At 47.2% G+C, this 20711-nt stretch carries 21 protein-coding genes and 2 pseudogenes; 8 read left to right on the top strand and 15 right to left on the bottom strand.

The window, feature by feature from the left end; genetic code table 11:
* Nucleotides 1–160: 160 nt before the first annotated feature.
* The gene (locus ACIFQM_RS04815) at nt 161–955 is read right to left on the bottom strand and encodes an alpha/beta fold hydrolase (RefSeq protein WP_430036713.1); all 795 of its coding nucleotides are present in this window, start codon (nt 953–955) and stop codon (nt 161–163) included.
* A gap of 86 nt (nt 956–1041) precedes the next feature.
* The gene (gene yyaC / locus ACIFQM_RS04810; RefSeq protein WP_430065078.1) at nt 1042–1632 is read right to left on the bottom strand and encodes a spore protease YyaC; all 591 of its coding nucleotides are present in this window, start codon (nt 1630–1632) and stop codon (nt 1042–1044) included.
* A 120-nt stretch (nt 1633–1752) separates the two neighbouring features.
* Here yyaC and ACIFQM_RS04805 point away from each other — a divergent pair, with 120 nt between their 5' ends.
* From ACIFQM_RS04805 to ACIFQM_RS04780, 6 genes and pseudogenes are all read left to right on the top strand, one after another.
* Nucleotides 1753–1980: a DUF1128 domain-containing protein gene (locus tag ACIFQM_RS04805; RefSeq protein ID WP_430036719.1), complete on the top strand. Its 228-nt coding sequence runs from the start codon at nt 1753–1755 to the stop codon at nt 1978–1980.
* 221 nt (nt 1981–2201) lie between these two features.
* Complete coding sequence (locus tag ACIFQM_RS04800; RefSeq protein WP_430065076.1) at nt 2202–2717, top strand: phosphatase PAP2 family protein; 516 nt, start codon at nt 2202–2204, stop codon at nt 2715–2717.
* A complete protein-coding gene (locus ACIFQM_RS04795; protein ID WP_430065074.1) occupies nt 2714–2914 on the top strand; it encodes a phosphatase PAP2 family protein in 201 nt (66 codons plus the stop codon). The genes ACIFQM_RS04800 and ACIFQM_RS04795 overlap by 4 nt, the downstream gene beginning before the upstream one ends.
* Before the next feature lie 158 nt (nt 2915–3072).
* Nucleotides 3073–3329 (top strand): annotated as a pseudogene (locus tag ACIFQM_RS04790) (GlsB/YeaQ/YmgE family stress response membrane protein).
* A gap of 41 nt (nt 3330–3370) precedes the next feature.
* Nucleotides 3371–3775 carry a YtxH domain-containing protein gene (locus tag ACIFQM_RS04785; RefSeq protein ID WP_430036725.1) on the top strand — a complete coding sequence of 135 codons (405 nt, stop codon included), beginning with the start codon at nt 3371–3373 and terminating at the stop codon, nt 3773–3775.
* A gap of 97 nt (nt 3776–3872) precedes the next feature.
* On the top strand, nt 3873–4286 hold the full coding sequence (locus ACIFQM_RS04780) for a DUF5665 domain-containing protein (RefSeq protein ID WP_430036727.1): 414 nt from the start codon (nt 3873–3875) through the stop codon (nt 4284–4286).
* Nucleotides 4287–4530: 244 nt separating this feature from the next.
* Here ACIFQM_RS04780 and ACIFQM_RS04775 read toward each other — a convergent pair whose 3' ends face one another.
* The 10 genes and pseudogenes from ACIFQM_RS04775 to ACIFQM_RS04730 form a co-directional block, all read right to left on the bottom strand.
* A complete protein-coding gene (locus ACIFQM_RS04775; protein ID WP_430036729.1) occupies nt 4531–5304 on the bottom strand; it encodes a sigma-70 family RNA polymerase sigma factor in 774 nt (257 codons plus the stop codon).
* A complete protein-coding gene (gene rsbW, locus ACIFQM_RS04770; RefSeq protein ID WP_430036732.1) occupies nt 5301–5753 on the bottom strand; it encodes an anti-sigma B factor RsbW in 453 nt (150 codons plus the stop codon). The genes ACIFQM_RS04775 and rsbW overlap by 4 nt, the downstream gene beginning before the upstream one ends.
* Before the next feature lie 18 nt (nt 5754–5771).
* Entirely contained in the window at nt 5772–6110 is a 339-nt protein-coding gene (locus ACIFQM_RS04765; RefSeq protein WP_430036735.1) for an STAS domain-containing protein, read from the bottom strand.
* A gap of 112 nt (nt 6111–6222) precedes the next feature.
* Nucleotides 6223–7805 (bottom strand): annotated as a pseudogene (locus ACIFQM_RS04760) (response regulator).
* A 19-nt stretch (nt 7806–7824) separates the two neighbouring features.
* Nucleotides 7825–8694, bottom strand: a complete 870-nt coding sequence (locus ACIFQM_RS04755) for a CheR family methyltransferase (protein ID WP_430036737.1) — start codon at nt 8692–8694, stop codon at nt 7825–7827.
* Nucleotides 8695–8773: 79 nt separating this feature from the next.
* Entirely contained in the window at nt 8774–12472 is a 3699-nt protein-coding gene (locus ACIFQM_RS04750; RefSeq protein ID WP_430065072.1) for a response regulator, read from the bottom strand.
* On the bottom strand, nt 12456–13637 hold the full coding sequence (locus ACIFQM_RS04745) for a PP2C family protein-serine/threonine phosphatase (protein WP_430036742.1): 1182 nt from the start codon (nt 13635–13637) through the stop codon (nt 12456–12458). The genes ACIFQM_RS04750 and ACIFQM_RS04745 overlap by 17 nt, the downstream gene beginning before the upstream one ends.
* Nucleotides 13638–13871: 234 nt before the next feature.
* A complete protein-coding gene (locus ACIFQM_RS04740) occupies nt 13872–14213 on the bottom strand; it encodes a general stress protein (RefSeq protein ID WP_430036744.1) in 342 nt (113 codons plus the stop codon).
* A gap of 100 nt (nt 14214–14313) precedes the next feature.
* Nucleotides 14314–14832: a hypothetical protein gene (locus ACIFQM_RS04735; protein WP_430036746.1), complete on the bottom strand. Its 519-nt coding sequence runs from the start codon at nt 14830–14832 to the stop codon at nt 14314–14316.
* A 51-nt stretch (nt 14833–14883) separates the two neighbouring features.
* A complete protein-coding gene (locus ACIFQM_RS04730) occupies nt 14884–15405 on the bottom strand; it encodes a DUF948 domain-containing protein (RefSeq protein ID WP_430036748.1) in 522 nt (173 codons plus the stop codon).
* A 259-nt stretch (nt 15406–15664) separates the two neighbouring features.
* On the opposite strand from ACIFQM_RS04730, the gene ACIFQM_RS04725 reads away from it, so the two are divergent.
* Entirely contained in the window at nt 15665–15832 is a 168-nt protein-coding gene (locus ACIFQM_RS04725; protein ID WP_430036751.1) for a DUF1328 domain-containing protein, read from the top strand.
* Between the two features lie 141 nt (nt 15833–15973).
* Here ACIFQM_RS04725 and ACIFQM_RS04720 read toward each other — a convergent pair whose 3' ends face one another.
* On the bottom strand, nt 15974–17143 hold the full coding sequence (locus ACIFQM_RS04720) for an SH3 domain-containing protein (RefSeq protein WP_430036753.1): 1170 nt from the start codon (nt 17141–17143) through the stop codon (nt 15974–15976).
* 191 nt (nt 17144–17334) lie between these two features.
* The gene (locus tag ACIFQM_RS04715) at nt 17335–18204 is read right to left on the bottom strand and encodes a cation diffusion facilitator family transporter (RefSeq protein ID WP_430036755.1); all 870 of its coding nucleotides are present in this window, start codon (nt 18202–18204) and stop codon (nt 17335–17337) included.
* A gap of 471 nt (nt 18205–18675) precedes the next feature.
* Here ACIFQM_RS04715 and ACIFQM_RS04710 point away from each other — a divergent pair, with 471 nt between their 5' ends.
* Entirely contained in the window at nt 18676–18861 is a 186-nt protein-coding gene (locus ACIFQM_RS04710) for a hypothetical protein (protein WP_013311941.1), read from the top strand.
* Nucleotides 18862–19040: 179 nt separating this feature from the next.
* Here the strand turns inward: ACIFQM_RS04710 and ACIFQM_RS04705 are convergent, their stop codons facing one another.
* The gene (locus ACIFQM_RS04705; protein WP_430036757.1) at nt 19041–20669 is read right to left on the bottom strand and encodes an ABC-F family ATP-binding cassette domain-containing protein; all 1629 of its coding nucleotides are present in this window, start codon (nt 20667–20669) and stop codon (nt 19041–19043) included.
* Nucleotides 20670–20711: the final 42 nt, after the last annotated feature.

The raw sequence follows: 20711 nt of genomic DNA, 5'->3' as shown, positions 1-20711 counted from the left end.
CTTACATTCTGATTGTAAGTCATCCTTGTGCAAAAGCCAAATGACTCAGTCAAGACAAAAAACAGTTTGTATAACCAAAATCAATTTAAAATGCAAAAAAAGCCGGAGACCCTCTGTATTTGCACCAGATGGTTCCGGTTTTTGGCTTCGCTGCTCGGGCTTACTGCTGGATGTTTTGTTGTGAAAATGCCAAAATGGCATGTGCCAGTTGTTCCGGCGCTTCGAACAGGCTCATATGGCCAGCTTCAGATATGGTGACCTGAGTGACCCCGGCCCGATCTGTCGTAAACGTCCGGGCGGGCGGAACCGCCTGATCCTGCTCACCCGCCACTAACAGAGCTGGCAAGGTGGAGGCCGACAGCACGTCGCGGCGGTCAGCACGCTCACGCATGGCCAAAGATGTGCCCACGGCTCCTTGCGGCGGCGTTTTATAACCGATTTCTTTGACCTTGAGTACCTGATCCGATAAGGACTCTACACGCTCTGGAGCAAACAGTCCGGGGACGAGTCCATCTACAAATGTTGTAATCCCTTCGGTTTGAATAGTGGCTACGGCCTTGTTCCGTTTTTCCTTTCCTTCCTCCGTATCCGCATAGGCGGTGGAGTGAATCAGCCCGAAGGCTGTAAGCCGGTCGGAATGGCGCTGTACCGCAGAAAGCGTCAGATAGCCACCGAGGGAATGACCGAACCAGGCAGCCTGTGGGATGTCCAGTTGCTCTTGAAGCTTAAGCACATCGTTGGCCATTTGATCAATTGTGTAGGCCCCAAGCGGAGCATCGCTACGTCCATGACCACGCAAGTCTGGAACAATGCAGCGATAGCTTTGAGACAGCAATGGAACAACCTCAGCCCAATAGGAAGAGCTTCCACAAAATCCGTGCAGCAGGATGATGGGCTCTCCTTTTCCCTGTTCGGCATAGCAGATCGTCGTTCCTTCACATAGTACCTTTTCCATGCGGAACCCTTCTTTCTCTGTATATAATCTATTGGAGCGAATATATGATGATCAGAACATGCTGATGTATATTATTAAGCAGACCGTCAATATCTGAAACGGTAGCCCTCTGGTAATTCTCTCGAATCTGCTCTTAAACCAAACCCGCAAGCCGCAGCATGGGCTATGTGTGCAGCCATCGTCATGACGAAATGCAGTGATGTCATCTGCAATGTCCAGTAGGGTTTGGGACTGCGCTCGTTTACAATAGCCGCGACGCTGTAATCTCCGACAGACGGCAGCGCCAGTCCGACCGAACGTGCCGGAGTCAGCGGCTCACGGGCAACCAGAAACATTCCCGCCGAGCCTTGCTGTCCCAGACAAGCGTCGATAGCAATTATATGGTGGTCTTGGGGAATACGCTCCAGATACGAAACCAGATGCTCCGCGTCGCACGGCTCAGTCATGGAGCCGATCACGTGTGGAAAGCCCTGTTCCATAAGCATGGTGCCGACCAGCGGTCCCAGTGAATCGCCTGACGAGCGATCTGTGCCGATACAAACAAAGGTCAGCTTATTCATCTCATGCTGAGAATGAATTTCCCGAAAAAACGGTACGAGCCCTTGGCGATCTGTTTTTTCCGCATTACTGTCTATAGGAGAGCGCCTGGATACAGAAGCCCGATTATACAAAGACACCTTCGTCCATCCTCCTTGATCCGGCCGTTGACCGATAATCTGACTTTCAGTACATTCTACAATAAAAACATGATACAATACAGGCAACTTCCCCTGATATGAAAGGATGGAACATTAACGATGGATTTGTCTGTACCGTCTCATGCCAACATTGAACATATGATTGAAGGCATCAAAACCAAGCTTCGTATGGCGAGTGGCGCTGCAATGCAGTCCTCCGCTTTCTCTCTGGAGCAATACGAGGATCTCCGTGATGTCTATGATATGGTGATAAGCAAGCCTAATCTGAGTATTTCAGAAGTCGAGGCCATCGTCTCCGAGCTGGGCAGATTACGTAATCCCTCCTGATCAGAAGACAGATGCACGCCGTTTAGCTAACTTACAGCCTATCATCTTGGGTGACACTGTTCATGGTAGCGGCCTGTGCCCATAAATAAAGCTCGTATCTCCGTTCGCATCAACACACGCGCAACGGGATACGAGTTTTATTTTTTTATCATTCTCTGATGGATTAATAGTACGAAAAAATAAATTGATGCACGAAGCCATAAGGAGGAGATTCCCTACATATGCTGTCCCAAAAACCTCAACCATCCCGTTTTTTGCCATACTATTTACGTCACAGTCTGTACGCGTCTATCGTCATGATTGCCGTTTTGCTTCTTATTGCCTACACTGTTCGATGGATCGGTACAGCTCCTTTTCTATATTGGGATGAACGCATTCAGGCTGCAATCTTTCCGGACACAACGGCGGCTCATCACAAGCTCCTGCCTGTCGCTGTATTCATTACGTCTTTCGGTTCCTTCCGTGTCTCTTTACTCATTGCCCTGGGTATTGCCGCCTTGTGCCGGGTATATCTCCGTTCGAGAGCTTATGCCTTTGCAGTAATAAGCAGCTTTACGGCCATGTGGACGTTAAACACGCTCATTAAAGAAGTTTTGCAACGGGAGCGCCCATCCCTTCAGCATTTGGTAGAAGTCGGAGGCTATAGTTTTCCCAGCGGGCACGCCATGATTTCCATGGGATTTTACGGTATGATTTTGCCATTTGGGCGACAGAACGAAAAATTCATGGGCGCTTGATCTTCCTTCCCTGCGTTCTTGGCACCCTTTTGATTCTCCTGATCGGGCTAAGCCGTGTCTATCTGGGGGTTCACTTTCCAACCGACATCGCGGGTGGTTATATCGCCGGAATCATTTGGCTCGTGTTTACCGTTCCTGTTATCTATTGGCGAGCGCGGCTGCAGGGTTCTCTGCCTCCTACTGCTCCGCGCCCGTAAGCGGTTCGGGACGGTTTCCTGTTTCACACGGAGTCACGGCGTTTATATACGAAGTAAGCATGACAACGCCGCACTCTAAACTAAGCGCTCACAAAAAGCATTATGATTCTGTTAAACAGATGTTTCTGCTAAACTGAAGGATAAAGGAGGCGATCCTTGTGTGGGGAATAGTATTAAGTATTGTAATGGCTATTATTATCGGATTGATTGGCGACGCGCTCGCTGGTCATGAAATGCCCGGTGGCATTGCAGGCTCTATGATCGCCGGATTTGTAGGAGCTGGCTCGGTGTCACGCTGCTGGGAAACTGGGGTCCGGTCATCAGTGATTTTGCAGTCATTCCCGCCATACTCGGAACCGCATTATTTGTGTTCCTGCTCGGACTTGTGTCCAGGCTTTTAAGAAGGGCTGCCTAACATTTATATATTTTTTTATTCTATAAGAGGAGTGATATGACATGAGTAACATTGATAATCAAAATACGGTAGGTAATAGCTCAAGCTTTGCAAAGGGTTTATTGATCGGAGGTTTGATTGGTGCTGCGGCAGCCCTGCTGTTCGCACCGAAGCCGGGTCGCGATTTGCGTAGCGATTTGTCTGATAAAATTACAGTGGTTGCCGATAAAACAAAAGACGTTGCATCTGTAGTCAGCAACAAAGCAACAGATTTGGCTAAAACGGTTTCCACTAAAACAGAAGATGTAGCTAAAACCGTATCCGGTAGCAAAGACATCATTTTATCCAGCGTAGCCAGAGCCTCTGCCGATGTTGCTGATGAAGCAGTCAAGGCTGATCAAGAAATTATGAATGCAGCGGCCCAAGCTGCCAAGGAAACGCAAAAACAATTAAACACCACTTCCTAATGACAGGGAATTCTGTGTACAACAAGAATAGACCTTAAAACACTGAACAGCCAGCATGCACGAAGCTGGCTGTTTTTTAGATGACAGAAAGGCAGGGATGACGATGAGCAAACCAAACTCGTATGGAGATGACCTAAGCGTAAACAACAATCGGACCTTTCATACCCGACAGGGTCAGGATCAAACAAGGGATTTTGATGTGAATGAGCACCCCTTTGAACTGCGTCATGAGGTGAAGCGACTTAATAAGCGCTTAGATCAAATAGCCGACATGCTGGAAAGAGTAGAATTTCGCGATGTATTGGAAACCTATTCCAATCCAAAAAAAAGGATCATCAGCAACCTGACCGCAGGCATCGCAAGGGGGCTTGGCCTTACACTGGGTACGGTCGTCATACTCGCTCTGCTCGCTTGGCTGCTCAGCTTCCTTGTACAACTGAATCTTCCGATCATCGGAGATTTTATGGCCGAGCTGCTGGGCTATATTAAAATGAGCCAAGGTGGAAATTAGACGGCAAACGATCCATAGTAACCAGAGGTTCGTGCGTACACGTAGCCCATTACCATGGATCGTTTTTATCTGTACATTTGGGATGACTCAGCTAAAGTTTGTTGCGCTTGTTTGTTTTCAGCAAATCTCCTGTCCACCCCTCCCCCTCCTTTTCCGTTTTAAAAAAGGACACGCTTCCCTTATGGAATGGCGTGTCCTTACGATGTGACGTCCAGTAATCGAAACCATGAAGGTCGTCTTTCACTCATGAGATAGAAGAATTAGACATGATCTGTTTCAGCTTCTCGGTCGCCCGCTTCTGGATGCGGGATACGCTCATCTGCGATACGCCCAAGGTCTGCGCAATCGCACGTTGAGATTGACCATCCTGAAATGCCAGAAGGAGCACCTTCTGTTCCTGTTCTTTAAGCTGGCTTAAGGCTTGCTGTAAATCCATTCGTTTTTCCACGGTGTCGTAGTCATTGGCATCCGAGCTAATAAGCTCGCCTAACGTAGCCGCACTCTCCTCCTGGGATAAAGGTGAGTCCAGTGACACATAATGGTAGCACTCACGGCCTGCGAGCACTTCGATCGTTTCCTCCACGGTAAGTTCCAAATACTCCGCGATCTCGTTCACATTCGGCGAACGTTCCAGTTTAACGGTCAGTTCGTCGATGGCATGCTGAACGAGCGCACCCTTTTCCTTGATGCGGCGGGGAACCTGAATGTACCAGGATTTGTCGCGTAAATAATTTTTCATATGTCCCAGCATACTTTTCATAGCATACGGTTCAAAGGGGATACCCAAGCTGATATCGTATTGCTGAAGCAGACGTATCAATGCCATCTGACCGGTTTGATATAAATCCTCGTATAAGTCCGGACGGTTACGGGAGATTTTCCCGGCAGCCATCTTGACCATCGGCTCATACTTGCGGATCAGTACGGTAGCAATCTCGTTATCTTTGGTTTGCTGGTACTCCCAGATTAGACCAACGGCTTCATCCATCGACTCCGGGGGAGTTACCTTTTCATTCATACTTTTTCCTCGCTTCTGACCAGACGCTTTACAAGCACGACTTCCGTGCCTTTTCCAGTCTCATTCAAGATTTGGACATCGTCCATAAGTGCCTGCATGAGATAGAAGCCCAGTCCGCCTACCTGCGCATCATTCAGCTCCTTGTCATGCAAGGATGCAAGTCGGGACGGGTTCTCCATTCGTTCAAAGCTCTCCCCTTCATCTTTGACACGGATGGACAACGAAGCTTCGTCAAATTCGAATGTTACTTCCACCACTCCGCCTTCATGACCGTAAGCATAAAGGACAGAGTTATTACAGGCTTCAGATACAGCCACTTTCATGTCTTCTATATCCTCGTAAGAGAATCCCATTTTCGCGGCAATTCCGTACAAATTTAATCTTACAATATCGACAAAGTCAGCAGTTGCCGGCAAATTAAGAACTACTTTTTGAATTTGAGCATTCATTTCTTTTTCTTTCCTTTCCTATTGGGAATTCTCCTGGGGGACAAAGAATTTGGCAATACCGGTCATATCGAACAGTTTTTGAATTTGAGGGGGTACCTCTTGAACGGCAAACCGGGACTCCATCCCATGCCTTGCCTTCAAAATAGATAACAAAATACCGATACCTGTACTGTCAATGTATTTAAGTTCTTTTAAATTAATAATCAAGTCCTGGCCGGATTCCCCCACCAAAGGCTCCATCACCAGACGAAAATTAGGTGCCACCGAAAGATCCAGCTCTCCGTTAAGGTAAACGGTATTTACTCCATCACTTGTTTCTGTAATCGCATTAAACTTCTCATTTTTATTAGTATTCATAGGCCTACTCTCCCGAAAAAAGATTTCCTTACATACTAACCCATTATACGATCGCTTGAATCACCGTATGATGCTTTCTGCACCTTCCAAAGGTCATCATCTACGCATCAGGCTACGCCTCGTGAATTTGGTCTTTGCCTGATTGCATTGGAAAATGATTCGGAGAATGCCGCAGTAGAGCCTGTTTTACACTGCTGATTTTCACGGGTTTGCTAATATAATCGTTCATTCCAGCCTCAATACATCGGGGCTGAATACCTTCCATCACAGGCATTTGCAGGTCCATGAAGATATAGTCATAATCCTGGTTAGCCATGCCATATCAAGCGCCTGTTGCCCGTCTGCTGCCACATCCGAAGCCAAACCGAGCTTATCCAGTATATTGACCATCAGCTTCTGGTTGATCGGATGGTCATCCACGACCAGTACAGGTTTACGGCTTGAGGAGTTCTGATGGGGAATTTCCCATTCGTGACTGGACTCTCCCTCCAGTTCATTTTCCTGAGCAAAGCCAAGCTTCGTTGTAAAATGGAATGTTACCCCCTGCTCTCCACTTGGATCCACACGGATATCGCCGCCCATCATGTTCACCAATGTTTTGCAAATAGCGAGCCCTAAACCAGTTCCACCATATTTGCGCGTCATCGAAGAATCAAGCTGGGAAAAGGGCTGAAACAGCCTTCCAACCTTGGCGGGCTCAATACCAATGCCTGTATCCTTCACGGAAAATTCAATGGTAAGTGCTTCGTCGCTACACTCTTTGACCGATGCAAAGACATATACACCACCACGATCTGTAAATTTGACGGCATTGGATACCAGATTAATGAGAACCTGACGCAGTCTTCCCATATCACCGTATAACACTGGCGGTAGCTGCTCATCCAGAAAATAATCCATCTCCAGATTCTTTCGATTGACTTCCACCGTAAACAGGCTGAAAACTTCCTTGATACAGGAAACCAGATCGAACGGATATTCCTCTACCTCCATTTTGCCTGACTCCAGCTTGGTAAAGTCCAAAATATCGTTAATGACCGCTACAAGCGCATCTGCACTGCGGCGAATGATATCGGCATATTCCTGCTGATCGCTTTGCAGCTCCGTTTCCATTAACAGGTCAATCATGCCAATCACGCCGTTCATAGGTGTCCGAATTTCATGGCTCATCATTGCCAGGAACTCCGTTTTGGCATTAGCCGCGATTTCGGCTGCCTCCTTAGCGGCAATCAGTTCGCTATTCATCTTCTCCAGTTCTTGCGTCTTCTGATGAAGCAGCATGGACTGTGTTTTCAGGCGTTTGTTGGTCAAATACATTTGCACAAAGCCTTCAATTTTGGACTTGAGAATTTGAGGGACGAACGGCTTCACCATATAATCAATACCGCCCGCTGAATACCCCGCAAATAAATGCTCTGCTTCCTTACTGTTAGCGGAAATGAAGATAATCGGAATATCCTTCGTTTTCTCTCTGGCCTTGATCAGCTTTGCAGTCTCAATTCCATCCATACCCGGCATCTGCACATCGAGGACTACCAGTGCGAATTCATCTTTTAACAGACATCGCAGCGCTTCTTCCCCGGATGTAGCCTTTACCAAATTATATTGTTCACTCTCCAGCACCGCTTCAAGAGCGAGCAGGTTCTCAGGTCTGTCATCTACCAGCAGTATATGAATCGGTTCATGAAGCCCCATAGGATCCTCCTAAGCATCTCTATTTAATCTTCCGATATATTTTTTCTATCCGGTCCAGCGGCTCGTAGGAATCACTATAATCGGTAAAATGAATGGATTCCTTGGCCCCCAGCACCAACACGCCAAAATGGCTCAAGCTATCATAAAACAACCCGTGTACATGGTTGCGAAGTTCATCGTTAAAATAAATCATGACATTCCGGCAAAAAATAACGTTGAACTCGTTAAAGGACCGGTCTGTCGCCAAGTTGTGCTCCGCAAAAATAATGTTTTTACGTAAAAAAGGCTGAAACATGACTGAATCATACTTGGCTGTATAGTATTCGGAGAACGATTGTGTGCCTCCTGAATCCAAATAATTTTTGGTATACAGCTTCATTCGATCAATTCCGTATACGCCTTCCTTCGCCTGCTGTAAAGACAGGTTATTCATATCCGTCGCATAAATACGGGCTTTATCATATAAGCCTTCCTCATGCAGCATGATCGCCATCGAGTATACTTCCTCACCTGTCGAGCAACCTGCATGCCATATTCGAATGTACGGATATGTCCGTAAAATCGGTATTATTTTCTGCCTGAAATTCAAAAACAGCTCTGGATCGCGGAACATCTCGGTTACTGGAATCGAAAGACTCTGTACCAGTCTATCGAAGGCACTGCGATCATGCAGCACCTTCTCCTGAAGCCCTGATATCGTGCTAACATTCTCGGACTGTGCATGATAATAAATACGCCGCTTGATCGAAGGCAGAGCATAATTACGAAAATCGTAGCCGTATAGCCGATGAATGCCTTCCAACAACAGCTCAATTTCAATCATTTCCCGCTCAGCTTCATTCGATTTCAGTTCAATAGCAGCATTATCCGCCGTATCCTTTGATGTCATAGTCTCTCTCCAATTCCTGAATAGGTTTTGCCAGTACCGCTCCAATCATGTGTTGATTTATATTACCCATTTTTTCGGGCTACGAATACAGCCATACCCGCATTAATGACAAAAGCTGTTCGGTTTGAATCGGCTTCTTCACATAATCGGAAGCGCCTGCCTCAATACACTTGGAACGATCATCCTTCATAGCCTTGGCTGTGAGGGCAATAATAGGCAGCTTCTCGAATTGCGGCATCAGCCGGATTCGCCGCATGGCTTCATATCCGTCCATTTCAGGCATCATCATATCCATCAGCACCAGATCAAAATCAGGTGTCTGTTCCAGCATTTCCAGCGCTTCTCTACCATTTTCCGCAAAGGTAACCTCCATGCGGTAGCTTTCCAGCACGCTGGACAGGGCGAATACGTTCCGGATATCATCATCCACCAACAATATCTTTTTACCCTCAAACAATTCTTCTTTGTTATATAGCTTCTGCAAAATTTTACGTTTGTCCTCAGGGAGATTCGCCTCGACACGATGCAGGAACAGGGTCGTTTCATCCAAAAGCCGTTCCGGCGATTTGACATCCTTAATAATAATGGACTCCGCAAATTTACGCAGTTGCGTTTCTTCTTTGCTGTCCAGATCTTTACCCGTATAAATAATAATCGGCAGATCGGCCAGCTGCTCATTGTCCCGAATGCGGCCCAGCAGTTCAAAGCCTGTCATATCGTTCAGCATGAGGTCCAGCACCATACAGTCATACCGCTGCATTCCCAGCTCGTTCAGCGCTTCCTGCCCGGTCGAAACCGCCGTAATGGCAACATCGTCATGGTCAATCAGTTCAATAATGGATTTACGCTGATTATCATCGTCCTCAACCACGAGAAGACGTTTCACCATTTTATCTGTATATGATTTAATATGTGAAAATGCCTTATCCAAACTTTCCTTTGAAGATGGCTTTTTGAGATAGGCAATTGCGCCCATCATCAAGCCTTGCTTCACATCGTCGATAACCGAAATAACATGTACCGGAATATGCCGCGTAGATGCATTTCCTTTCAGCTCACCCAAAATGGACCAACCATCCATAACAGGCAATTGAATATCCAGAATAATGGCTTCGGGCAAATAGGATCTGGCCATGTCCAGCCCCTCGTCTCCCTGGAGAGCAATAAGTGCCTTAAAGTCACGGCTACGAGCCATATCGTACAGGATTTTAGCGAATTTAACGTCATCCTCTATGATCAGTAAGACCTTATCCATTGAGGCAATATCGTTCCGGTCGTCGCCCGGGTGCACGATGTCCTCCGATTTTTCCTTCGAAGGCATCTGATACATAGGCAACTGCTCAGCGGGAACAAGCATAGGAGAATCCGATTCTGCGGATGCTGCGACGCCACCCATATCCAGTGCCGTGCCCGATTGCATCTCTGCTCCCTCTGCTGTTTGCGTTTGTTCTGGCAGATACAGCGTGAAGCAACTGCCCTGCCCCTGCTCAGATTCTACTGTAATAACACCGCCCAGCAATCTAGAAAGCTCGCGGCTGATTGACAAGCCAAGTCCAGTTCCGCCGTATTTACGGCTGGTTGTTCCATCTACCTGTTGGAATGCCTCGAAAATCAGATCCGTTTTATCCGAAGCAATGCCGATGCCCGTATCACGTACAGACAAGGCCAGATAGGATTTATGCGGATTTGGAAACCCGGGAAGCTGGTCACCGGTTGCCCTTGATACACTAAAACGAACAGATCCCTCTGCCGTAAACTTGAATGCGTTGGACAATAAATTCCGTAAAATTTGTTTGAGACGATACCCGTCACTTATTATGGCTTCCGGCAAGCTTTCTTCTATCTCGGTATGGAGCTGAAGCTCACGCTTGGCTGCGACCGGAGCAAAATTTTGTTCCACAAACATCTCCAGCTCTTTCAGGTTGACGGCCTCATGGTTAATATCCATTTTCCCGGCGTCCACTTTGGATAGATCCAGAATTTCATCAATCATTTTCAGCAAATCTGCGCCTGACCTATAAATGGTCTGTGCATATTCTACCTGCTTGGGCTTGAGATTGCCGTCCTTGTTCTCGGACAGGAGCTGAGAAAGAATGAGCAAGCTATTCAGCGGAGTACGCAGTTCATGCGACATGTTCGCCAAAAACTCGGATTTGTATTTGCTCGTGATGCCCAACTGCATTGCCTGCTGCTCCAACTGGGCACGCGCACGTTCGATCTCGTCGTTCTTTTCCTCCACTTCCCGAACCTGCTCTTCCAGCGCTCTCGTTTTGGCAATCAGCTCGGTGTTAAAATGCTCCAGTTCCTCCTGCTGACGCTGTAGCAGCTCTTCCGAATGTTTAAGCTCCTCCGTCTGCTCCTCCAAATTTTCGTTGGAACGCTTGAGCTCCTCTTGCTGGGTTTGAAGCTCTTCGGACTGGCACTGCAATTCCTCAGTCAACGCCTGCGATTCGCGCAGCAGCTGCTCTACCCGCATCCGTCCCTTGATGTTGTTCAAAATAATCCCCAAGCTCTCGACTAATTGAGCAAGCAGCTTCGTTTCCAGATCACTAAAGCGATCCAGCGACGCTATTTCCACAGCACCGATGCATTCATCCTCGAATAATACAGGGAAAATCATAATCCCCACCGGCTTACTTGCCCCTAATGCGGAGCCGATGGACAAATATCCGTCAGGAGTCTCCGTAATCAGGATCGGTTTGCGATCCAGAACACTTTGTCCAAGCAAGCCTTCGCCAACATGGATAACGTCCTTGATCGAATCTTCAGTAGCCTCCTTCGCGTAGGAGCCGTACAGCTTAAATTGATCATCTTCCACTTGCTTGCCTTGCAAATAAATCGCTCCGTAGCTGCCTCCCAAAATAGGCGTAAACTCACTGATAAACATCTGTGCGACCTGCTCCAGTGAATTCACGCCTCGGAACAGTTCTGTCACCCGTGCCGTGTTGGCATTGAGCCAGGCTTGATCCTTCTGCGTCTGAAGGACGGAGTGCTCGAACTTACGCTTTTCCTCCAGGTCTCCAGCCATTTGCTGAAATACACGGGCAACCTCCCCAATCTCGTCCTTGGAAGCTACGTTCATTCGGCTGATCGCCCTGTATTTTCCTTTGCCAAAGCCATTGATCATGAGGTTAACGATGTTTAGACCTTTCGCAATACTTGGAAGCACCCACAAGATAACCAATAACCCCATAAGCAGCCCGGCGACCATCAGAATTGTAGTAATCTGTACGGATTCCTGATAAGCCTGATTGGCTTGCTCCATATCATGATCTATTTCCCGATCCTGAAAAACAGAAAGTGTTGAAACACTGTCCAGCGCCTCCTGTTGAGCAGGTAACCCCGTACTATTACGGAAAGCGTTCGCTTCCTCAATACGGTCTTGCTCCAACAAGGAAATCAGTCTTTGTTCATAGCTCAAAAAGTCTTTCCAGGCAGCCGCTACCCGATCCACTTGCTGCTGCTCCTCACTGGTATTGGAACCAGCTTCCAATTCCTCCAGCACCTTAGTTCCTGAAGCAGTAGTACCATCAAGTTCTCGCTTGGCCTCACTGACAGAGGACCCCGGATTCAGGATCAGATTAGCCATAACCTTCGCCATATCGTTCACCTGTCCGCGAATGGCCGTTGTTTTTCGGACCTTCATATAGCGTTCCTGGTAAACCTGATTCAGCTGCTCATTCAGACTCCCCATTCGATCATAGCTGATTAGTGTCAGCACAAGGAGGATCGTCATAAGCGACCCGAAGCCGATCAGCAGTTTATTTCTGATTTTCATGCAAGCTCTCTCCCTCTTTCAATGAAATCCAGATCAGGCACTTATCATCATCGCGATCCTGCGGTGCTTCTTTACGAAAAAAAGCATCCAGCATCGCTTCTTCATTCCATTCCTCATGCTTGCGCAGACACGCAGTCAAATACTCCAATTGTTCCTCATATTCGCCCTCTACAGCCTCCAGCAAGCCATCGGTATACAAAGCGATATGCCCCGTTCCTTCATAATGGACCGTGTGCATTTCCGCATCAATTTTATTAAACAAGCCTACCGGACTGCACGCACGGTCAAATTTGGTGATGCTCCCGTCCTGACTAAACAGCAGCCCAGGCGGATGCCCCGCATTCACATAATCAATCCGCCGAGAACGGGTATCAATGACCATATAAATCGCCGTAAAATAATACTGCACGAGCTGCTTGCCCAAATCCAGTTGATTAAAGCGACGATTCAGCTCCTGAATCACCTTTTCCGGCTCTACGTAGGTGGTCACGGTATCCTTGAGTACAGATGCAATGAACATGCAGAACAGTGAAGAAGAGATGCCATGACCCATCATATCCAGCAAAATGATCGCATATCTACCTTCCCCGAGCGGATACCAGGAATACAAGTCTCCCGCCAGTTCAAAGGAAGGCTGATACAGTGCATTGACTTGCAGCACCGGATCTTGAATGGCAGGACTAAGCACAGCCTGCTGTACCATCGCGGCCAGCTTCAGCTCGTCCTGAATCCTCTGGTCCCGGTCTTTATGCCAGTCCTTTTCCTGTTTGAGACGCAAGGCAAGCCGTATTCTGGCCATTAACTCTACCTTATTAATAGGCTTGGTGACGTAATCGACGGCCCCTACATCCAGTGCCTCTGCCAGTTTCTTGGAATCGCCTACAGCAGTTACCATGATGATAGGTATATCTTTCAGATGCTCGTATTCCTGCACGATGCTGCATGCTTCGATACCATCCATTTCAGGCATCATCATATCCAGCAGAACCAAATCAATATCGGAAGGTTGAGGTCGCAGACTGATGGAACGGTCGCCAATCCCCAGATGCTCCAACATTTCTGCGGCTGAGCTGGCAGAGATGACGTCCCTATAATTTTCTTTCTTTAATATTTCACGAATAATAATGACATTGGTCGGATTATCGTCAACAATTAAGATTCTCATTTCTCTCTCCTTATCTGTAACCCATGTATTATACTATACCTGTTTAAGCGGCAACGCCTTATGGACATGAATTAGCTTTCCATAAGAAGGCATTCCAAAAACATAGATAAGGAATGAGGCCCTCGCCCCATTCCTTATCTATGTTTTTGGAGGAACCGCAAAGCACTTGTGCGGCGGTCAGCATCCTATTTTTTAGCTCTAATGCCAGTCTATTTTCCTGTTCAACCGGCGTTATCAAGCTTTTTTGGCAATGACCAGAACTTTGCCCTGATCCAGTTCTTTTTCGTAAAAATCAGCTTCCGTATCTGTAAATCCCAAGAAAGTAATTTTAGCGCGAAGCTCGTCGCCACGGGAACGGAACAGATTGGCTAATGAATCAAAAACGCCCTCTTCCTTCATCCCGATTTCCTTGGCATCCACCGTATCTGCAATACGATCCGTCCGGTCCTGATCATGAGCGAGCACGAACACATCCTCATAACGATAGCCCGTGTTGCGCAATTCATTCACCGCTTCGATGGCTTGTACACCGTTCTCTACCACTTTGGCATAAGATTTATGATGGATCTGATTCATGTTTCTCACGCTCCTTATTAGGATTGACTTCTCTGACTATTACACGCTGTACATTTGTTTGAAACTTCCATGTTATGTCATGCTCTTAAAATTAGAGACATTACCACTCGGCTTCGTCAAAAAACTCTACATATTTAGGCTTATCGGACGCCTCATCCATAAAAACTTTGATTGCACGCTGTCCACGAACGTATACCTCGCCGTCCTCTGCCGTAAATTGCGAGCCACCCAGCGCCTTATCCAGCGTTTGCGGTTTTAACGGCAGCCACTGGTCATTGACCTTGATCCGTCCAGCAGCGGGATCTACATGCACATAAGAAACCATATCACCTCGCATACCTACCACGACATCAGGATATTGATATTCCGTAGAAAGCAGCAGCGTATCCTCCTTCACTCGGAGGGGCGTGCCCCTTTTTTTCAATACATCCGCACGCGTATCGTCCAAAGATATACCGTTTAACGTATGAAAATCAGCCGGTACAGCATTTTTGGCGGGAATCGTCTGCACAGCCCTTACTACATGCCCCGCCGTATGCGGGGAAACGGCTTGCTGAACCGTATCCTGTCCGGAAAAGGGAGTGAGCAAACCAGCAGCTAGCCATAATATCTTCATCATAAATCTCACCCTTTCAATGAATTTCCTATAGTTTACGGTTCAGCCACTATGCTACTGACGCATTTTCTGCCACACCCCGGCAGCGATATCAACATAACCCAACCAGTTTTTGGCCGGCTTTGCTGCTGGCTCCTCGTAGGTCGCATTGTAGCTATGAACCGTCCGTTCCGTTGAAGTTAGCGGCCTGTTCGACGCAGCTGACTTCATCGCGGTTTCCGTATCGGTCTTTTTATCCACTGTATGATGCGGCTTCTGAAACCGGGTGATTAATGCCGCTGAAGCCTGCTTCGCAGCCAAAGTGACTTCGTTAAGCACCTCGCCCAGGTTTTTAACCGATTCCATCACAGGCTCCACCTGCTTCAATTTATGATCAACATCTGCGGTAATATCATTGGCATGTCGAACTGTTTGCTTTACTTCATAGCTCAGTTCATCTACCGTTTTTTGTACATCCTGGAGAGTCTGAGTTACCTTTTCCAGAGAGCCTTGTGCTGCTTTAAGTGTTCTAATGAGGAAAATAACGAGAACTGCAAATGCGATAGCGATAATAAAAATACTGACCTGTGTTAACATGGCCTAACCCCTCTTTCATTTTTCACGATGATGTTTATGATTACAGCATAGTTACCCCTTACGTTCAGACACGAAACAACGTTGCATCTTGCTTTCCCCCACTCCTGACGCTATGTTTCACGGATTCAGACACGGTTTAAAGCAACATATAACGATGGCAGAGCCACGAAGGATTCAAATGATTCAGCCGTCATTCACAGCCACGCTCTATCGGGCGTGAGTATGCCACATTATATACAATTCAAGGAGGATGCAGAACATGCTGAAATGGTCCGCTTTATTTTTGGTTTTTGCCGTGATCGCCGGGATTTTAGGTTTTTTTGGTATCGTTGTATCCATAGCTGCTACAATCGCCAAAATATTATTTGTGTTATTTCTGGTGTTGTTCGTCATTTCACTATTTACCGGAAGAAAACGAGCGTCATAGGTGTAATAGAAGAAGTTTGAGATACGTGTAGTGAAGATATATTATTTTTGTAGCTTTAAAAATAGGATGTTCCCGCCCCGATCACAGGGTTGTGGAACATCCTATTTTTAATGCGGAATTTTTTTAAGGTTAATGATGCTTTTATTGGATTACGCTTCCCCCGAACAGGAAACGATCCTGCCAAGCCTTGCTGAAATCCGTAACCTTCACACCGCCACCCGCTACAGAAAACGTATGAAGAAGCTTGTTGTCTCCAAGATATACAGCTACGTGTGTAATCGTTTGGGAGGAGTTGTCCAAGGACGTATATGCCCCGGAAGACGCATTGTAATTGGTAAAGAAAAGCATATCTCCACGTTTCAGCGTGGTCATGTCTGTGTTTGGCTGACTATTTTGCTTGATCCACTCGCCCTGTGAACGAGAATCCGCCGGAAGCTGAATACCTGCAGCCTGACGGAAAATTTGACGGGTAAATGCCGAGCAATCAAAAGTAGCCGTACTGCTACGATCGGAACCATATTCATACGGAGTACCAAGATAAGTCATCCCTGTGTTAATAACCTGTTCAATGGCAGCCACTGCGTCACCAGAAGACAAGTTTATGGCTTCCGCAGGTGTTGCTACAGCAGGAATCACGGTGGTGTCAGGAGCAGACGTCACCGGAGCAGCCACTGGCTGCTGTACAACAACGCCCTCACCAATACGAATATACTGTGGGGACGAGCTGACATAACCCACCGTGCCATCAGCATTGGTAATCTTGAACCAATAGGCGTTGCTTGGATCGGTAATCGTCACGATATCTCCTGCATTCAAATAGCCCAAAATCTCGGATGAAGTGGATGCCTCCGCCCGCAAACGAACGGACGTTTGAATCGTAGCTTTCGTTTGACCGGCAGAACTATTCACTGAGGCTGGAGCCTCTTTGGCTGAACTGTTAGTTTTAAGCACTTCTTTGGCTTCCGGTTTACGGACGGCAGGCTCGGTGACAGCAGCAGCGACGCTGGTAGCGCCTACTTTTATGTACTTGTCGGAGCTGCTTGTGTACCCAGTTACCCCATCAGACGTCTTGATCTTATACCAATAGCTGTTTGTTTTCTCCAATACCGTTACGGCCTCTCCCTGCTTCATAAAGCTGACTACATCCCCCGTAGTCGAAGGCCCGGATCTAAGCTTTACAGCCGTCTGAATAACCGCCTTCTGTCCCGTAGATGCTGGCGATGCCGCTGCACCAACCTGACTCGGCGCCACATGAATGGCTGCCAACAGCGCGGCTGACGTCATGAGCATTCCCATCACGCGTCTTCTCAATGTTGCACCTCCTGGCTGTTTTTACGAATTTGAAGAGCAAGTCCAATTCCGACGAATATAGCCGGACATGCTTTCATTATAGTAAAAGCAACAGGAAGAGAGATATAATCCAAACGTCACAAAAGGTAGCGCATACACCTTTTACATATAGGTCTAAAGTCATTTTCAACACTAATTATTAAATAAATAATCTATAATTTGGGTTCCACATGGACATGAACATGCATCGTATTATGAACCTCTTGCAGCCGTTCCTCAATCCGGTCGCTGATCCGATGTCCTTCAATCAGGCTGAGTTGCGGGTTCACCTCTATGACGACATCCACCAAAGCATGATTGCCGTGTATCCGCGCCTTGACATCACGAATCCCCTCCACACCGGGTATATGAGCAATCGTACTGCGTAACTCTGACAGCTCCTGCTCATCAAAACCATCCGTCAGGCTGTGTGTAGAGTCCTTGAAAATATCCCACGCCGTTTTACAGATCATAAATCCTACTGCTATCGCCGCAACCGTATCCAGCCATGGCAATCCAAACTGTGCCCCGATAATACCAACCGCTGCACCGATACTGACGAGCGCATCTGATAGGTTATCCTTGGCAGCCGCCAGTAACGCCTTGTTGTTAATTTTCCGCGCCAGTCTGTTGTTGTACATATATACTCCCAGCATAATGACCGCACATATTACCGCTACTCCTGCGGAAGTAACATCAGGCGTCTGCTTGCCGCCTCTGAAAATACTTCCGATCCCGTCAATAAGCACCTGAAGACCGACAACAGCCATAATAAAGGATGCCAGCAATGCCGCTATTGTTTCTGCCCGAAAATGTCCATAGGCGTGGTCGGAGTCCGGCGGTTTTTGAGATATTCGCAGACCGATCAGTACGGCAACGGACACCACAATATCCGTGACATTGTTAAATCCATCGGCCAGCAACGCACTGGAAGCAAATATATATCCACTAATCAGCTTAAAGGCGGATAGAAAAAGGTAGGCGATAATGCTCACCCATGCCCCACGTTCACCTTTTCGTATTTCATCATACACATTCACCACAACGGGGGACACTCCTTCAAAAATAGAGTTCCCGACAGAACGTTCTCACCCTAATAATCACGGGAAAGCCATAAAGTCAGGATAAGCTTTTATACCATTCCTTGCTGCGTCCAACCCAAAAATAAAAATAGCAGCGTAGCTGCCCTGAAAATAACCATTTGCCGTTGAGTAACGGTTATTTTCAGGATAACAGACCATGTTTGTGTGGGTCTAGAGAAACAGTCTTTCCGCTCCGCATCGCTGTAGGAACCATGAAAAAATATTGCCAAGCCCCATTCCTGTGGGGTATATGAAACTTTTTTTCCTTTATACAAAAAATAGACATCCCCTCTTCCGGTCCGCCCCATCGTCTTGTTATCATTGTTGCCCTTGTCCCATCTTTTAAAAACGTATAAAATGGGGACACAGCCGCGTTTTCCTTCAATCCAGCATGATTGACATGAATTTGGCGGCAACAGGAGGAATTTATTCATGAGCGATGCTAATGAACCACGTAAAGTTAATCTCGCAGATGCCATTCGGGAAAAGCTGGCACAAAAAAAACAGCAGTCCGGCGCTTCACAGCAGGGCGGCTTTCAAGGCGGTTCCGCCAAAACACTGAAAAGCCAAAATACGAAGAAGCCGAACAACCAACGCCGTCGTACAGGCGGATCATAAGCCAACTCATTAGGCTATACCGTACCGGACTCAGGCAAAATTATCTTCGCCCTGTAGCCCTGACGGTGTGAGCCATTGGTAATGGCGCAAATGAAAAAGAGGAGTCTCCCCCCGCCATCATAAATGGCCTGAAGGAGCTCCTCTTTTTTATTTATCGATTTACTGAAGGTTGGCTGGTTTTAGACGATTTCTACCGGATACATACTTTCACGCAATTTCGTGATTTCATCGTTTTCCAAGTATTCATCATAGCTCATCGTACGGTCGATTACACCGTTCGGCGTAATTTCCACGATACGGTTCGCAATGGTTTGAATGAACTGATGGTCATGCGATGTGAATAATATTGTACCGTCAAAGTCGATCAGACCATTGTTCAGCGCTGTAATGGATTCCAGATCCAAGTGATTGGTCGGTTCATCCAGCAGCAGCACATTGGCACCATTCAGCATCATCTTGGCCAGCATACAGCGAACCTTCTCGCCCCCGGACAGCACGCTTGCTTTCTTGAGCGCTTCTTCACCTGAGAAGAGCATACGTCCCAGGAACCCACGCAGGAACGTTTCGTCCTGATCCTTGGAATATTGGCGCAGCCATTCCACGAGATTCATATCCACACCTTCAAAATAGGTGGAATTGTCTTTCGGGAAATAAGCCTGAGTAGTGGTAATCCCCCAAGAGAATTCACCGCTGTCCGCTTCATTTTCGTGCATCAATACCTGGAAGAGCGTTGATTTAGGCAAGCTGTTCGGGCCGACAAACGCGATTTTATCACCTTTGTTCACAACCAGACTGAACTCATTCAGCACTTGCTCGCCTTCCATGGATTTGCTGAGACGGTCTACCGTCAACAGCTGTTTGCCCGCTTCGCGTTCAGGCTTGAAGTTCAGGAACGGATATTTACGGTTCGACGGACGAATATCGTCCAGCGTAATTTTATCCAGTTGTTTTTTACGTGAAGTAGCCTGTTTGGACTTGGAAGCATTCGCGGAAAAGCGTTGAATAAAGGCTTGCAGTTCCTTGATTTTCTCTTCCTTTTTCTTGTTGGCATCACGAGATAAGGCAAGCGCAAGCTGACTGGACTCATACCAGAAGTCGTAGTTGCCGACGTACATCTGGATTTTGCCAAAATCAATATCCGCAATATGCGTACATACCTTGTTCAGGAAGTGACGATCATGGGATACGACGATGACGGTGCCTTCATAGTCCATCAAGAAATTTTCCAGCCATTGAATGGATTCGAGGTCCAAATGGTTGGTAGGCTCATCGAGCAGCAAGTTGTTTGGACGACCAAACAACGCTTGAGCCAGGAGAACACGTACCTTGTCATTACCGCTCAGCTCAGACATGTTCTTGTCATGCAGATCACGCGTAATCCCAAGACCGATCAGCAAGGAAGCCGCATCCGGCTCGGCATCCCATCCGTTCAGCTCCGCAAATTCACCTTCAAGCTCGCCGGCACGCAGGCCGTCTGCCTCTGTGAATTCAGATTTAGCGTACAGTGTATCTTTTTCCTTCATGATTTCATACAGACGCGTATGGCCCATAATAACGGTTTCCAGAACCGGAAATTCATCGTATTCGTAATGGTTCTGCTTGAGCACTGCCATCCGTTCGCCCGGTGTCATGTGAACCTCGCCTGAATTGGCTTCGATTTCACCAGAAAGAATTTTCAAAAAGGTAGATTTGCCCGCGCCATTTGCCCCAATCAGGCCGTAGCAGTTCCCAGGAGTAAATTTGATGTTTACGTCTTCAAAAAGTGGGCGTTTACCATAACGAAGCGTTACGCCGCTTGTACTGATCATATGAGCATACCATCCTTATCATTAGTAAAGTGCTAATCACAA

It is taken from the genome of Paenibacillus sp. NRS-1782, assembly GCF_050467685.1.
Lineage (GTDB): Bacteria > Bacillota > Bacilli > Paenibacillales > Paenibacillaceae > Paenibacillus > Paenibacillus terrae_A.
Note: the sequence above shows the minus strand (reverse complement) of the source record. Positions and strands in the feature narration are given on the sequence as shown.

Bases quoted from the DNA above. Each gene is read 5' to 3' on its own strand.
- ACIFQM_RS04815 (WP_430036713.1), bottom strand. From the start codon at position 955: ATGGAAAAGGTACTATGTGAAGGAACGACGATCTGCTATGCCGAACAG.
- ACIFQM_RS04805 (WP_430036719.1), top strand. From the start codon at position 1,753: ATGGATTTGTCTGTACCGTCTCATGCCAACATTGAACATATGATTGAA.
- ACIFQM_RS04800 (WP_430065076.1), top strand. From the start codon at position 2,202: ATGCTGTCCCAAAAACCTCAACCATCCCGTTTTTTGCCATACTATTTA.
- ACIFQM_RS04785 (WP_430036725.1), top strand. From the start codon at position 3,371: ATGAGTAACATTGATAATCAAAATACGGTAGGTAATAGCTCAAGCTTT.
- ACIFQM_RS04780 (WP_430036727.1), top strand. From the start codon at position 3,873: ATGACGATGAGCAAACCAAACTCGTATGGAGATGACCTAAGCGTAAAC.
- ACIFQM_RS04775 (WP_430036729.1), bottom strand. From the start codon at position 5,304: ATGAATGAAAAGGTAACTCCCCCGGAGTCGATGGATGAAGCCGTTGGT.
- rsbW (WP_430036732.1), bottom strand. From the start codon at position 5,753: ATGAATGCTCAAATTCAAAAAGTAGTTCTTAATTTGCCGGCAACTGCT.
- ACIFQM_RS04765 (WP_430036735.1), bottom strand. From the start codon at position 6,110: ATGAATACTAATAAAAATGAGAAGTTTAATGCGATTACAGAAACAAGT.
- ACIFQM_RS04755 (WP_430036737.1), bottom strand. From the start codon at position 8,694: ATGACATCAAAGGATACGGCGGATAATGCTGCTATTGAACTGAAATCG.
- ACIFQM_RS04750 (WP_430065072.1), bottom strand. From the start codon at position 12,472: ATGAAAATCAGAAATAAACTGCTGATCGGCTTCGGGTCGCTTATGACG.
- ACIFQM_RS04745 (WP_430036742.1), bottom strand. From the start codon at position 13,637: ATGAGAATCTTAATTGTTGACGATAATCCGACCAATGTCATTATTATT.
- ACIFQM_RS04740 (WP_430036744.1), bottom strand. From the start codon at position 14,213: ATGAATCAGATCCATCATAAATCTTATGCCAAAGTGGTAGAGAACGGT.
- ACIFQM_RS04735 (WP_430036746.1), bottom strand. From the start codon at position 14,832: ATGATGAAGATATTATGGCTAGCTGCTGGTTTGCTCACTCCCTTTTCC.
- ACIFQM_RS04730 (WP_430036748.1), bottom strand. From the start codon at position 15,405: ATGTTAACACAGGTCAGTATTTTTATTATCGCTATCGCATTTGCAGTT.
- ACIFQM_RS04725 (WP_430036751.1), top strand. From the start codon at position 15,665: ATGCTGAAATGGTCCGCTTTATTTTTGGTTTTTGCCGTGATCGCCGGG.
- ACIFQM_RS04710 (WP_013311941.1), top strand. From the start codon at position 18,676: ATGAGCGATGCTAATGAACCACGTAAAGTTAATCTCGCAGATGCCATT.
- ACIFQM_RS04705 (WP_430036757.1), bottom strand. From the start codon at position 20,669: ATGATCAGTACAAGCGGCGTAACGCTTCGTTATGGTAAACGCCCACTT.